Raw genomic sequence first — 12912 nt, 5'->3', positions numbered from 1 at the left:
TCACTGTCCGCCCATATATTCCTTCACCAGCCCCTCATAAGCGTCCATTTCGGGCAGCGCCTCATAGCTGTGCACGGCGCCGGTCTCGGCAAAGGCCAGCTTCTCGCTCGTCCAGGTCTCGATGAAGGGGGTGAACCAGCTGGGATCGTCGAGCATGGTGACACGCAGGTTGACAAACCAGTCCATGCCTTCCGGACGGGTGAACATCCAGCTCATGCAATGCGGGCAGAAATAATGTTTCGTAACGCCGTGCAGGCCGCCGATGACGGGCTCGCCTTTCGTCACCTCGAAGCCTTCACTGGGGATGGCGGCGCTCAACGAATAGGCGCTCGCGGTCATCCTCTGGCAGCCTGTGCAATGGCAGGCCATGGTCAGCAACGGCGGCACGCTGATCTTCAACCGCACCTGGCCGCAACGGCAGCCGCCTTCCATGGGTAGGGTTTGCGCTGTCATGATATTTCTCCCGTTTGCCGATGATCTAGCGGAATGATCGCCGCTGTCGAGGTGGCAAGGCCACGATGCGTAGCCTTGCCGAGCATGGTCAGGCGACCGCTTCGCGGCGGGAGCCGCCGCGGCCCCGCAGGCCCGTTGCCATGACCAGCGCGCCGAGGGCTGCAGCCGCCATCGGCACCAGAAGCGCCACACGTAGCGATTCCAGCCGGGCTTCGGGAGAGATTTCTTCGCCGAGAATATAGGCGCCGATGGCGCTGACGCCGGAAAGGCCGAGCGCGGCTCCGAACTGGATCGCGGTATTGACCAAGCCGCTGGCAAGCCCATGCTCGTCTTCGGCGATGCCGTCGGTCGCGACGATGGTCAACGGGCCATAGCCGAGCGCGAAGGCAAGGCCGAGCAGGAGCATCGACGGGAACATGGCAGCATAGGTCCAGTCGAAGCCCATGCGAGAGAATAGCGCATAACAGGCAAGCGCCAGCAGGAAACCGCCGAGAATGACGCAGACATTGCCGAAGCGGTCGACGAGCCGCGGCGTCAGGATCGGCGCAACCACCGCGTCGATGCCGATCGCCAGCAGCGCCAGGCTCGTCTGCATCGGCGTCCAGCCGAGCAGCTCCTGCAGATACAGGGAGGCGATGAACTGAAAGCCGAAAAAGGAGCCGGCAAACAGCAGGGCGCCGAGATTGGCGCGGATCAGGGCGCCCGAGCGCAGAATGCCGAGCCGCACCAAGGGGGCAGCCGAGGAGCGCTCGATCAGAATGAAGGCAAGCCAGAACAGCGCACTTGCCACAAAGACGGCGATCGTCCATTCCGCGCGCTCGCCAGGATGCTCGAGCCGGGTGACGCCGTAGGCGGCAAGCAGCATGGCGCCGGTCAGCGTCACTGCGCCAGATAGATCGAATTTTCCGCGCGCGGTTCCCGCACCCCGGTCGACGATCAGCCGCGGGGCGACGGCAAGGAGGCTCGCCGCAAGCACCACCGGCGCGAAAAACACCCAGCGCCAGTCGATCGCGGCAAGCAGGCCGCCGGCGACAAGGCCGAGCGAGAAGCCGGCCGACGCCGTCGACGCATAGATCATTACCGCCCGGTTGCGCTGCGCTCCCTCGGGGAAATTGGCGGTGATGAGCGCCAGGCCGGCGGGCGTCATGAAGGCGGAAGCTGCACCGGTGACGAAGCGGGCAACGAGCAGCATCCAGCCCTCGCTCGCAAAACCACCGAGGCCGGAGAAGGCGAGGAAGACGGCGAGCGCCGTCAGGAAGACGCGCTTCCTGCCGAAGATATCGGCGGCGCGGCCGCCAAGCAGCATGAAGCCGGCATAACCGAGCACATAGGCGCTGACGACGGCGCTGAGCGTCGTTGTCGACAGGCCGAGATCGGCGCGGATCGCCGGCAGCGCGATATTGAGCATGGCGACATCGATGCCTTCGAGGAAGATCGCGCCACAGAGCACGATCAGTGCCCCGGCTGAGCGTGGGCTCATGCGTCCTTCTGATTTGGTCTGGGAAGATGGGGTGGACATGGATCCGTTCCTTCGGTTGACGAGCTGAAACAACGGGGATGAGGCGAGTTACTTTTCATGCCTCGGTTCCCTCTTGTAACCGAAGCCTAGTTAAGACATGATCCGGCACCATGGAAGAAGGCACTTCAAACTCACCGAGTGACATTTGCAGCACCGGCAAGAATTATGACGTCCTGCAATGGGATGCGCGCGAGGAATGCGAGGTCCGGCAGATCCTCGACCGGATCGCCGACAAATGGTCGCTGCTCGTCATTGCGCTGCTCGAAAAACGCACGCTTCGCTTCACGGAATTGAAGAGGAATATCGACGGCATCAGCCAGCGCATGCTGACGACGACGCTGCGGCACCTGGAGCGGGACGGTATCATCGAGCGCACCGTCTATGCGGTCGTGCCGCCGAAGGTCGATTATGCGTTGACGCCGCTCGGCTGCACGCTGCACGAAACGATCCGTTCGCTGGTGCTGTGGACCGAGCAGAACCAGGCCGGCATCATCGCCGCGCGGCAACGCTACGATGCGCGAGCCGACAGTGGCCTTTAGCCGGGCAACGAATGATGCCGCGACAGATGAAATTGGAGAAGGGCTATCGAGCGCGCGCCGGATTGCCGATCACGGTGGCGTTCGCCGGCACATCCCTGGTCACCACGGCGCCGGCGCCGACGATCGCACCATCGCCGATCGCGACGCCGCCGAGGATGATGGCGCCGCCGCCGATCCAGACGTCGCTGCCGAAAACGACCGGCCGAGCGATCTCGATGCCCCGGCTGCGAAGCGTCGGGTCCTTGTGATGTTCGGCGCAATAGATCTGCACGCCGGGGCCGAACATGGTGCGGTCGCCGATAGTCACCCGGCCGGAATCGAGGATGGTGCAGCCGGCATTGAAATAGACGCGCTCGCCGAGAGTGATGTTGATGCCGTAGGAGCAGTGAAACGGCGCCTCGATGAAGACATTGGGCGCCGCCTGCGCAAAGAGCGTCCTCAGGGCCGGCGCCATGGCGCCGCGTTCGTCCGGCGGCAGCGTATTGTGGGCATGGACAGCCCGGCGCGCCTGCCGGCGCAAGAGATCGAGTTCGTCATCGAGGCAGCAATACCATTCGCCTGCCGCCATCTTCTCGCGTTCGCTTGCCGGCATGACCTCGCCTCTCACGCCGAGGCCTCTGACAGCATCTCGATCTCGTCTCCTTCGATCAGGCTGACCCAGGCGCGGGCGATGGCAAGGCCCGCGGCATCGGCGCCACGCCCATGTCTTGCCGCCAGTTCGGCATGGCTCTCCAGCCAGCCTGGCGCGATGCGCTCGATCGTATCGGGGAATTCGGCCTTCCATTGCGCGACGACCGCGGAATTGGCCTCGAAATGGAACTGGGTGCCATAGACGGCGCGGCCGATGCGGAAAGCCTGGTTCTCGGCGACAGGGCTTGTCGCCAGACGCACCGCGCCCGCGGGCAGGGAAAACGTATCGACATGCCATTCGAAGATGGTGAATTCGCCGCCAAGCGCCGACAGCAGCGGGTCGGCCTGGCCCTCCTCGGTGACGCCGATCCCGTGCCAGCCGAATTCGCGGGCGCTTCCTAGCAAATTGTCGCCGCCATAGGCGCGGGCGAGGATCTGGCTACCGAGGCAGATGCCGAGCACGGCCTTGCCGGCATCGCCGAAGCGGCGCGAAAGCCGGACGAGCTCCGGCAGATAGGGGTGCGTCTCGTCATCCAGCGCGCTCTGCTCGCCACCAAGAACGACAAGCGCGTCATGGCCGGATATATCCGGTGGCAGGACGCCGTCCTGCCACACCCGGAACCACTCGATCTCCGCTTCCGCCTCATGGAGTGCAGCGGCAAGCGCGCCGAGGCCGGTGTTCTTCATATTTTCGATGACTGCGACTCGCATGGGTTTTTCCCGGTATGGCCGATAGAGGAAGAGACCATGCCGGCGGGTGGCGCGCAAGACGCTGGCGATTGCGCGCGCCAACAACAGGGCTTACATCAGCGCAGAGAAAAGGAGTCTGCCATGACCGAAAAAGCCCGTGTCTCGATCCTCTACTGCACCCAGTGCAACTGGCTGCTGCGCGCCGCCTGGATGGCGCAGGAGCTGCTGCACACTTTTTCCGACAGTCTCGGGGAAGTAGCGCTGATCCCCGGCACCGGCGGCAATTTCGAGATCCGCGTCAACGGCGATCTGATCTGGGAGCGCAAGCGCGACGGCGGCTTTCCCGGGCCGAAGGAACTGAAGCAGCGGGTGCGCGATATCATCGAGCCCGGCCGCGATCTCGGTCATGTCGACCGCGCCTTGCTCGAAAGCTAATGGCGGCAACTCAGCGATAGGGCGAGCGGCAGGTCTTGTAGATGCCTTCATAGGTGAGGAAGCGATCCGTTCTTGGATCGTAGGAGCGGTATTCATTGCTGCACCAGGCGACATGGCTGTTCTTGTCAGCCACCTTCGGCTGCAGCCGGCGCACCGGCGGCGGCTCATAGGTCAGCTGCGGCCGGCCAGCCGCACCCGGCTGGTAATAGGTCGGACCCGTCGCGCCGCGCGGGCGGTAATTCGGCTGGACATAGGCGGGTCGATGCCATTGCTGCGGCCCGAAACCGAAGCACCCGCGAAAATCGCAGAGCGTCGATCCGGTGTTGAGCGGCCCGATCCCCGGCTTGCCCAGCTTCAGCGAATCAGCGCCCGCCATGGCAGGCGCGAGAACGGCGAGAAGACCGGCGAACACTAGCATGCGGACAACGGGCATGAGGGATTCCTTTCGATATTTCCTTTATATAGGGCATACCAAGCGAAGCGCTATGCCTGCCCTCCGGCCACTCCCTCTCATATGAGCGACTGTTTTTTGCCAACTGTCAGAAAAACTTCAAAAACCCGGTTGACAGTCAGGAGCCGCCCCCTTACATCGCTCTCCGTCGCCCAGATGGCGGAATTGGTAGACGCGCCAGCTTCAGGTGCTGGTACCCGAAAGGGTGTGGAGGTTCGAGTCCTCTTCTGGGCACCATCCGTTTTTGTCCCCCTTGAAATCGTTATTCAATTAGCATTTCAAGGGGTTGACTGCTCCTCACTGTCACACAGGAGCGCCCCACAATGGTAATGCGGATCTCCCGACCGATGAAGCGCGCTGGCACGAAGAACGAGCAATTTAAGAAGCGCGTTCCAACCGCTCTCCTGTCGGTTTTGAAGGGCAAGAAACTCTCCCTGGACCTTCCACAGACAGCCGCGCCAGGCAGCGCTACCTACGCAGTCACCGTCACGATTTCTGAGATGATTGCCTTCTCGCTTGGCGCTCCAGCCTCCCGCCTCGCTGCAATCCGTCACGCTGCCGCCTTGCGCCACGTTGAAGCATTCCTAGACGCCGCCCAGCGCGGGCCTGAGGATCTTTCGCATTTGCAGCTGACCGCGCTCTTGGGCGATATTCACAAAGCCCTCCTCGCTGAGCATGAGGCGAATCCCCCGGCCCGCTACAAGATTGCCGTCGAGGATGGGGTCGAGGAGTGGAACGAGCTTTCCGAGTGGAGTGAGATGATCGCTGATGCCGAAATCGGCATTCTAGCGTTGACCCCGCAAGGCAGAGCCGCCGCTGTCGCGCGTGTTAGGCGCATTATCGACGTGGACGCGTTCCTATCCGCCCGTGCGTTGATGCTCTCGGAGAAGTCTTATCGCGATCTAGTCGAAGGGCTACCGGCGACTTTAAGAAAGGTCGTGGAAACACTCACGCAGCGTAGCCATGGAAACTACTCTGCCGACCCTTACGCGTCACAGTACCCACAATTTAAAGCCAAGCCCGCCGCAGCGCAGCGTTCGACTGATGCGTATGTCAAGACCTTCGATGACCTCTTCGACCGCTGGAAGGCAGCGGATAAGCGCGCGGCTTCTACGATCTCGACATGGCGCGGCTACTTGGCCCGCTTTACGAAGTTCATAGGACATGACGACCCGCACAGGGTTGAGCGTGTCGATGCCTTACGCTGGAAAGACGCGCTCGTAGCCGAAGGTCTCAAGAAGATTTCGACGACGTACCTCGCTGCGCTCAACACGCTCTACCGATTCGGCCTCAGTAACAGCGAGACGACGGGAATCAGCCGCAATCCCTTTGATGGCGTGAAGGCACCGCAGAAGGCTATCGCAGGGACGAAGCGTCAGGCTTTCACCCGCGCTGAAGTGGCGCTCATACTCAATAGCGCGCGTAAGGAGAAGCTTGCGCACCTCCGCTGGATACCATGGCTTCAAGCACAGACAGGCTCGCGTGTCGCTGAGATAGCGCAGCTGTGGGGTAACATGGTCATCACCGACGATGCGGGGAACCCGTGCATCCACATCACGACGGCACCGGATGGTGGATCTTTGAAGAATGAAGGGTCGGAGAGGATGGTACCGCTACACCCCGACCTCATTGCTGAAGGCTTCTTGGAGTTCGTTAGGAAGCGCGGCAAGGGGCCGTTGTTCTACGGCGGCAGCAAAGGGAAGGCTGCAGTGCAGTTGCGAGACGACCAGAAGCACCCGTCGAAGGGTGTCAGCAATCGGGTCGGCACTTGGGTGCGCGGATTGGGGATCACAGACAGGCGTAAGGGGCCGACACACTCGTTCAGGCACTGGTTCAAGTCAGAGCTTCCGCGCCGGTCGGGATGCGACAGCCGTCTAGTTGACGCCATACAGGGCCATGCTCCCACGAGCGATGCTGCAGGATACCACCATGCGGAGACCTCAGAAATGCTTGAAGCGATCTCTAAGCTCGATCTCAAGGCCTTAGCCGACAGCGCTCCTAACGTCGAATAGAGCCGCAGAGGTAATTGCGTTAAGTTCGGACATAATCTACCGTCCTGACGTCCCGAGGCCGTAGCCCCGAGACCCCCTTCGCTAGAGGGTTATGAATAGGGCCAAGGTGATCGAGACCTTGGCCTTTTCTAATGCGGATGCCACGTATCAAAACTCGCGCTCTGGATACCGATCTGGCCGAACGCTTAGGCATGAAGACTGCTGCGAATATCCGTAAAGACCTCATCGTGCCAAACCTTGAGGAATTGACGCAGCATGGGAATATTGGGGCGGTTCCCCAAAAATCGGCAGGTCGTGGACGTCCCGGCAAAGCCTACTACCTAAACGAAGCGCAAGCCCTTCTGGTCCGCATGTTCTCACGCACCGCGACTGCTGCGAAAGTGCGTAAGGCGATCAGGGAATAAGACTGACACTCTGGATACATTAGGATCAAAACTAACGCTCTTGGTGCAGTGGGAATAAGACCCTTTCTCTAGGTGGTACCGCCCCGCCGCTCTTCTCCTATCCGACACGTGACACCCCGCGATTACCGCGAGCCAGCATAACGCTGCTCCTTCGCTGGCCTACCCAGCACGTCACACCGAATACGAAGAACCGCCCTTCGGAATGTTCTACTCCGTCCACAGCAATCGCAAAACGTAAGATCGATCCAGTCGCGGTCTTGCAACCGAAGAACAAAACCCTCGCTCTTGAGCGGGATGTCAAAGACGCAACGCAGCTGTTGGACAATAAGACCGACGCTCTTGGTGGTTGGCAGCAGACGGCAATAAGACCCTTGCTCTTGGACACGGCGGGATAAGAACCTCACCCTTGGACAAGGACGAACAAAACCGACGCTCTCGGGATGAAATGGACAGGCAAGGTAGGGCAGTCCGGATATCTTCCGTGGTCTAGGTTCGGAACCTTCACGCCAGCACGTTTTTCTCAACCCTTCATCCCCCGCTCTGCGACCAATGCTACGGACCTCCCATGCTACAGATCGTTACCGGCTTAGCCGCGCGTACAGCTGCCGCAACGCAAGCCAAACGCGACACCCGTGAATTCAACCACAAGGCCGCGCACGCGATGGCGATAGCTGGGGAAAGCGTCGCTGAGATTTCCAAGGTGCTCGAACTATCGAAGAACGCCGTCTACAAGTATCTCGCTGAACCATGTCCAGCACTCGCGGTCGAACTCGCACAAGCGAAACAGCATGTGGTTGAGCACCGTTCCCAATCCATCGGCATGCCCTTCTGCCTACCAGAGGACTCGCTTTGCACAGACAAGGAAGCCCGCGTCATCGCGATGCGCACTGAAATTGGCGAAATGCTGGGCCGCAGAATGCGTAAGGCGGACATTGCACGTATGCTGGGCATCACTCCGCAGCTTTTGCAATACCACGTTAAGCGCATCAACGAGCCAGCCACGGCTGACGGATATGCGGTAGGATGCGCGGCATACACGTCGGCTTTGCTGTGCATTTATGCGGACATCGCTATTCACTATCCATGGTTGCGCGTTGCCTGACGCACACCGCGACCTGTGTAATATCGTGCGGAGTCCAGAAGCGGGAAGCCCGGAGCGCTGGGCTTTTGACGTTCAGTTCTCCCTTTTTAGAGAAAGTGGAACGCTTTAAGCTGACCACCGGCGCTATTCCTACACGGCTGCTGCTCACCATCGAACTCGGGAAATACCATTACAGCTAAGACCTGAGATGCAAGGCACTGCGGCCCCGCTTCTTGGAGACCCTGTTCAATGATTTCCCTTATTCAACTCTGCTTATAATAGCGGAGCTTTAGACAGCTGACCGGTCTGGCTTAAAGCGGGGGCGTAGTATCTGCCTACACAACTCCTCATCGTGGGCACCGCCATTAGTCGTTGGTCTCCCGCCACGCAGAACAGGTCTCTAAGCGAAACTTGTTAGCATCGAACATCACCAATCCCATACGGCACCGTCCGCAGGGAGACGCGCACTCATGCGCCTAAAGCCGACTTCCGGCAAATCAGAAAGCACCACCAGAATGTCCAACATCATAGCGTTTCCCGCGCTCTTCCCGATGGCCACTGCATCTGAGGAAATTTCCTCAGTCCTCGCAGCGCTGACAGAACGCCCGCCATCTGCCAACGACGCTCTCTTTGCTGAAAAGGTCACCGAGATCCAGACGAAGATCGCCACCGCTACCACCGATGATGCAAGGCACACAGCGCATCTCCTGATGGGAATTCTTCTCGGGTTATGGATTGTCGACGGGCAGTCCAACAGCGCCGCAGTAGAGCGCACCGCCTAATCCCGCTCTATCAATCTTCCACGTCTGCTCTCCCCTTCAAAGGCCGAGGCCCCTAGCGTTTTGCTGTGGCGGTTTTCACGCTGGCTGTAGGCCCGCCTTTGGAGAGGAGAGCAGACGTGCCCATTCCCTTATCAACCGCCACAACACGGAACACCATTTTCATGGTCGACAAGCCCACACTATCCGCAATCCAGCTTGACCCGATTTCAAACCCGACGTTCAGCCGTCCTATGGTCCAGACCGAGCGACCGGAAACGGACCCCAACAAAATCCACACCTTCCTGTCGGAGATCGGAAAGCTTCAGCCGACCGTCCAAGAGTTCGGCCAGTCCCTATTTGACCAGAAGCACGACCCCCAGGTTCAAGCAGACGAACAGGCTCGCGCTGAGTTTGACGCCATGGGCAAGGACAGCAATGCCATCGGCGAACAGCTGAAGTCCGGTGCCTACAGCCCTAAGACCGTACAAGCTCTCGGGGCAAGGCAGGGCCTTGTCGCCGCAAACGAAGCTCAGGATGCAATCGTCAAGGCTTTTGGTGAGAGCGGCGACCAGGCGAACTTTGACCAGAACGCTGCAATCATTGCTGCACGCGATCAGTTCAAGCAGCGTTTCGGAAATAACGCCACGGCAATGCGGTATTTTGAGCAGAGCTTAGCGGATCTCCCCGCCAAGCTTCAGGCCGCGAAGACACAGACCGCCACGAAGAACTTCGTCCAGCAGCGTGACCTGACGCTCTCAGGTGCGTTCGACGCAGCAATGAGCCAAGCTGAGAACCCTCAGGTCATGGGCGCTATCGTGCGCCAGATGGTCAAAGAGAACACCGACTTCATCCACACCGCCCCTGCTGAACAGGCAGCACTGCTTCAGGGTCTTGTCGTCAAGGCCGGTGACAACGGCGATATCGATAAGGTCAACGTCCTTGGGGATATCGATCTCGGCTCTGGTCCACTGAAGAACATCATGGGACAGGTCTTCCAGAACGCACAGCAGCGCGCGAACCTTGTCACTGAAGGTCGCGTCAAGGAAGACTTCCAGACCAAGCTTTTCAGCTGGATGCAGTCTGCTCAGACAGGCACACTCACCGAAGATCAGAAGAAAGAAGCACAGGCTTTCTCCGACGCGCATCCCAAGATCTTCACTGCAGCCGGCCTGAACTCGATCTTCAATACGCACACTGCCGCCCTCAGATCTCAGGCAAACGCCATGTCCGAACAGCAACGCGCCGATGCCAAGGATATCCTTCTCGCGCAGAATAGCGTGCAGCTGTCCGAAGCAGTGCAGAGCGGTGCAGTAAAGTCGGCTGTCGGTGATGACGGCAAGGTAACTCTAGCCAACGGAAAGACAGCCACAGTTCCGCGTAAGGAAATCATCATGTCGGCGATCAAGGCGAACGCCGAAATCGCTCGACAGAACACAATGTCTGCAAAGGCCGGATCAAAGGCCACGGATGCGGAAATCAGGGAGGCCGGTACGGATGCCTATCTCGACATCTTCACGCGCAATGACGAGCTTCCTGACGACTTGGCGGATGCAGCGAAGGGCGTCCTCGCCTCAAGCCGCGCTGACGATGAACCCACGCCGACGCAGATCGCACAGGCTCACGAGCTTGTCCGCATCGCCACGAAAGCACCGGGCCTCCTCGACACCATCGTCAAGTCCGACAAGGACCGCGCATTCGTCGACAGCCTCACGGCATCTGCACGGTTTAAGCTTGATCCCAAAGCTGCCCTGAAGCGTGCCATCGCTGACCGCGACAACTACGACAGCACCGTTCCTCTGGATCGCAAGACGAAGGAGGAAACGATCAAGGCTGTCATCGACAACATCAAAACCAACAACGACGGCTGGGGGCCGTTCAACTGGTTCTCCTCCGAAGCCGGTGGCAACGAGAGCCAGCTTAAAGCTCTCGCTGGGCGGTTTGCAGATCAGCTGTTCCGGTCAGGCCGCACGGCTGCAGAGATCCCTGATATCGTGACGAAGAGGCTCAAGGCCAACGTTACGAACTTCAACGGCCAGTCCATCGACATGACGGGCCTCCCGATCAGTCAGCCTGACAAGGCCAAGCCAATGTTCGAGGCCGCGCGTAAGAGGCTGTTGGAAACGCCAGAGTTCAAGGGCATCGATCCGAACACGCTCTCGTTTCAGCGTGTTGGCCAGACCAACCGCTTCGTTGTCGTCTCGACTGACGGCCTACTCACACGCACCATGTCAATGTCGTTCGCGGAGCTTATTCGCATGTACAGCGATGTGCATCAGGAAGAGCAGAAGAACAAGACCGCATCCGCTCTCGCAGAGGGCACACAGCGCACCATCAATCAGGACATGAAGGTCAACCCGCCGATGCCCCTCAACCTGGGTGGCTTTGGCCCGTCGCGCGACTAATCATCTCGAAAGCGGCGCCCCCCCCGCTGGTCTTACTCGGCTGGCGGGGTAAGCCCGTCTGCCTCTCCGGTCCTCTCGTCGCAGATCCTCAAGTTCACTTTAGCAAACTTGCTAACGATCAATAACTTCCGGCAGTTCATAGGACCATCCCGCATATGACTCGACCTATCGAAGAGCCGCAACGCGCGTCGCTCTCAGATGAAGCATGGGCAACGATCCCAAGCATCCCAACCCACGAGGCTAGCACGCATGGCCGTATCAGGGTCGCAGGAACGCACGAGATCGTTGACCCGTATCTCCACCGCACCGGATACATTTACATCTTCTTGACCACGCCCGAAGGACGAATGGCCCCAAAGCAGGTCCATCGGCTCGTGCTCGAAGCGCACCGAGGGCCGTGCCCTGAAGGTTTCGAAGCTCTACACCTGAACGACACGCCGACCTGTAACCTCCTATCCAATCTCATCTGGAACACCAAGAAGGTAAACGGCTGGGCAAAGCGTACCGAACGCCGCAGGGTCGACCGGCGAAGACTTGCTGCGGAGCGCCTAGAAACTGAGCGTGCGGCCCTCTGCAAGGCATACAGCTACGGCGCAACGCTGACTGCCCTGGCTAAGGCTTATCGAACGCGCCGCGAAACCGTACAGCTTGTTCTTATGCAAGAGGGGGTGGAGATCCGGTCAGATCGAGGAAAAGCCCGCAGCTTCGATCATGACAACATTCTCGCACTTCATGTCAGCGGTATGGCGCAGAGGGAGATCGCAAAGGAGGTCGGCTGCACACAGGCCACGGTCTGCTACGTGCTCCGCAAGGCTGGCGTGTCGCCTGGCTCCAGCTACATCGACCGGGACCGCATCAAGGCATTTCATTTTGAAGGCCTTCGTCCCTTCATGATTGCCAAGCGCGTAGGGTGCGACCTCGACAGCGTTAGCCGCATCCTTGAGGAACTGGCATCTTCTGGAGAGATCAACTACCAGAAGCGTGAAGCTCGACGGGCATACGGCCACACGCCCGAGCGGGACGCGCGCATCGTGCAAGACTTCAAGATGGGCCAGCACTCTGATGACATCGCCAAGGCTCACGGTGTCACGGCTGCATACGTCCTGCAGCAAGCGCGCAAGGCGGGTCTGAAGGTGAAGGGCGGAAAACTCCGCACGTCCTACGGCGGCGATTACTGCCCCGCTTGTTCCCAAGCGAAGATGCGAGAGGCACCGCCCGAGATGCGCCCATAGAACAGCTTTAGGCATAGCGTGAAAAAGTCCCGAGATAGAAGGACAAGCACGCAACCTGAAATCGCAGCCGGAAAATTTTGTGTTAGCGTCACCCACCGGCACGCTGTTTTCCGGAGCAAAAATGTCTGGCCTCTTATGACATTAGAATTTCCGAAAACTCCCCATCGACCCTGAGCGAACATCGCATCGCGGTCGGCTAATCAAGTTCCATGCGCTCATGCCCGGCGCCGCTATGCCTCCAGCTTGCCCATGGCTGGCCTTGTGCGGTCCTTCTGCTGTTACTGGACATTCCGGCAGAGTGAG

13 protein-coding genes and 1 tRNA gene are annotated in these 12912 nt (G+C 59.8%); 9 read left to right on the top strand and 5 right to left on the bottom strand.

The genetic code is table 11. From position 1 onward, the window contains the following. Together HJB83_RS15560 and HJB83_RS15555 are read right to left on the bottom strand one after the other, a co-directional pair. Window positions 1–453 (bottom strand): GFA family protein, encoded by a 453-nt coding sequence (locus tag HJB83_RS15560; protein ID WP_221132369.1) that lies wholly within the window; start codon window positions 451–453, stop codon window positions 1–3. 88 nt (window positions 454–541) lie between these two features. Next, window positions 542–1933: an MFS transporter gene (locus HJB83_RS15555; protein WP_246762706.1), complete on the bottom strand. Its 1392-nt coding sequence runs from the start codon at window positions 1931–1933 to the stop codon at window positions 542–544. A 149-nt stretch (window positions 1934–2082) separates the two neighbouring features. Between HJB83_RS15555 and HJB83_RS15550 the strand changes: the two genes are divergently transcribed. Further along, window positions 2083–2511, top strand: a complete 429-nt coding sequence (locus tag HJB83_RS15550; protein ID WP_221132368.1) for a helix-turn-helix domain-containing protein — start codon at window positions 2083–2085, stop codon at window positions 2509–2511. A gap of 43 nt (window positions 2512–2554) precedes the next feature. On the opposite strand, the gene HJB83_RS15545 is transcribed toward HJB83_RS15550, so the two are convergent. Together HJB83_RS15545 and HJB83_RS15540 are read right to left on the bottom strand one after the other, a co-directional pair. Next, complete coding sequence (locus HJB83_RS15545; RefSeq protein WP_221132367.1) at window positions 2555–3103, bottom strand: sugar O-acetyltransferase; 549 nt, start codon at window positions 3101–3103, stop codon at window positions 2555–2557. Between the two features lie 11 nt (window positions 3104–3114). Further along, complete coding sequence (locus HJB83_RS15540) at window positions 3115–3852, bottom strand: type 1 glutamine amidotransferase (protein WP_221132366.1); 738 nt, start codon at window positions 3850–3852, stop codon at window positions 3115–3117. 120 nt (window positions 3853–3972) lie between these two features. On the opposite strand from HJB83_RS15540, the gene HJB83_RS15535 reads away from it, so the two are divergent. After that, window positions 3973–4266, top strand: a complete 294-nt coding sequence (locus HJB83_RS15535) for a SelT/SelW/SelH family protein (protein WP_207582520.1) — start codon at window positions 3973–3975, stop codon at window positions 4264–4266. A 10-nt stretch (window positions 4267–4276) separates the two neighbouring features. On the opposite strand, the gene HJB83_RS15530 is transcribed toward HJB83_RS15535, so the two are convergent. Next, on the bottom strand, window positions 4277–4699 hold the full coding sequence (locus HJB83_RS15530; RefSeq protein WP_207582519.1) for a BA14K family protein: 423 nt from the start codon (window positions 4697–4699) through the stop codon (window positions 4277–4279). 168 nt (window positions 4700–4867) lie between these two features. Here HJB83_RS15530 and HJB83_RS15525 point away from each other — a divergent pair. From HJB83_RS15525 to HJB83_RS15495, 7 genes are all read left to right on the top strand, one after another. Then, a tRNA-Leu gene (locus HJB83_RS15525) sits at window positions 4868–4954 on the top strand. An 86-nt stretch (window positions 4955–5040) separates the two neighbouring features. After that, entirely contained in the window at window positions 5041–6729 is a 1689-nt protein-coding gene (locus HJB83_RS15520) for a tyrosine-type recombinase/integrase (RefSeq protein ID WP_221132365.1), read from the top strand. 191 nt (window positions 6730–6920) lie between these two features. Then, on the top strand, window positions 6921–7133 hold the full coding sequence (locus HJB83_RS15515; protein WP_221159569.1) for a hypothetical protein: 213 nt from the start codon (window positions 6921–6923) through the stop codon (window positions 7131–7133). A gap of 565 nt (window positions 7134–7698) precedes the next feature. Then, complete coding sequence (locus HJB83_RS15510; RefSeq protein WP_221159568.1) at window positions 7699–8235, top strand: hypothetical protein; 537 nt, start codon at window positions 7699–7701, stop codon at window positions 8233–8235. Between the two features lie 449 nt (window positions 8236–8684). Next, window positions 8685–8996, top strand: coding sequence for a hypothetical protein (locus HJB83_RS15505; protein WP_221132362.1), 312 nt, complete (start codon window positions 8685–8687; stop codon window positions 8994–8996). Window positions 8997–9157: 161 nt separating this feature from the next. Then, the gene (locus tag HJB83_RS15500) at window positions 9158–11377 is read left to right on the top strand and encodes a hypothetical protein (RefSeq protein ID WP_221132361.1); all 2220 of its coding nucleotides are present in this window, start codon (window positions 9158–9160) and stop codon (window positions 11375–11377) included. Window positions 11378–11703: 326 nt separating this feature from the next. Then, window positions 11704–12609 (top strand): HNH endonuclease signature motif containing protein, encoded by a 906-nt coding sequence (locus tag HJB83_RS15495; RefSeq protein ID WP_221132360.1) that lies wholly within the window; start codon window positions 11704–11706, stop codon window positions 12607–12609. The last annotated feature ends 303 nt before the right edge of the window (window positions 12610–12912 follow it).

It is taken from the genome of Rhizobium sp. NZLR11, assembly GCF_019685115.1.
Classification (GTDB): Bacteria; Pseudomonadota; Alphaproteobacteria; order Rhizobiales; family Rhizobiaceae; genus Rhizobium.
This window is presented reverse-complemented; position numbering and strand designations above follow the sequence as displayed.

What these genes read in the sequence shown, in the direction of transcription:
- HJB83_RS15550 (WP_221132368.1), top strand. Translation starts at nt 2,083, where the DNA reads ATGGAAGAAGGCACTTCAAACTCACCGAGTGACATTTGCAGCACCGGC.
- HJB83_RS15560 (WP_221132369.1), bottom strand. Translation starts at nt 453, where the DNA reads ATGACAGCGCAAACCCTACCCATGGAAGGCGGCTGCCGTTGCGGCCAG.
- HJB83_RS15555 (WP_246762706.1), bottom strand. Translation starts at nt 1,933, where the DNA reads ATGAGCCCACGCTCAGCCGGGGCACTGATCGTGCTCTGTGGCGCGATC.
- HJB83_RS15535 (WP_207582520.1), top strand. Translation starts at nt 3,973, where the DNA reads ATGACCGAAAAAGCCCGTGTCTCGATCCTCTACTGCACCCAGTGCAAC.
- HJB83_RS15500 (WP_221132361.1), top strand. Translation starts at nt 9,158, where the DNA reads ATGGTCGACAAGCCCACACTATCCGCAATCCAGCTTGACCCGATTTCA.
- HJB83_RS15505 (WP_221132362.1), top strand. Translation starts at nt 8,685, where the DNA reads ATGCGCCTAAAGCCGACTTCCGGCAAATCAGAAAGCACCACCAGAATG.
- HJB83_RS15545 (WP_221132367.1), bottom strand. Translation starts at nt 3,103, where the DNA reads ATGCCGGCAAGCGAACGCGAGAAGATGGCGGCAGGCGAATGGTATTGC.
- HJB83_RS15515 (WP_221159569.1), top strand. Translation starts at nt 6,921, where the DNA reads ATGAAGACTGCTGCGAATATCCGTAAAGACCTCATCGTGCCAAACCTT.
- HJB83_RS15540 (WP_221132366.1), bottom strand. Translation starts at nt 3,852, where the DNA reads ATGCGAGTCGCAGTCATCGAAAATATGAAGAACACCGGCCTCGGCGCG.
- HJB83_RS15520 (WP_221132365.1), top strand. Translation starts at nt 5,041, where the DNA reads ATGGTAATGCGGATCTCCCGACCGATGAAGCGCGCTGGCACGAAGAAC.
- HJB83_RS15510 (WP_221159568.1), top strand. Translation starts at nt 7,699, where the DNA reads ATGCTACAGATCGTTACCGGCTTAGCCGCGCGTACAGCTGCCGCAACG.
- HJB83_RS15530 (WP_207582519.1), bottom strand. Translation starts at nt 4,699, where the DNA reads ATGCCCGTTGTCCGCATGCTAGTGTTCGCCGGTCTTCTCGCCGTTCTC.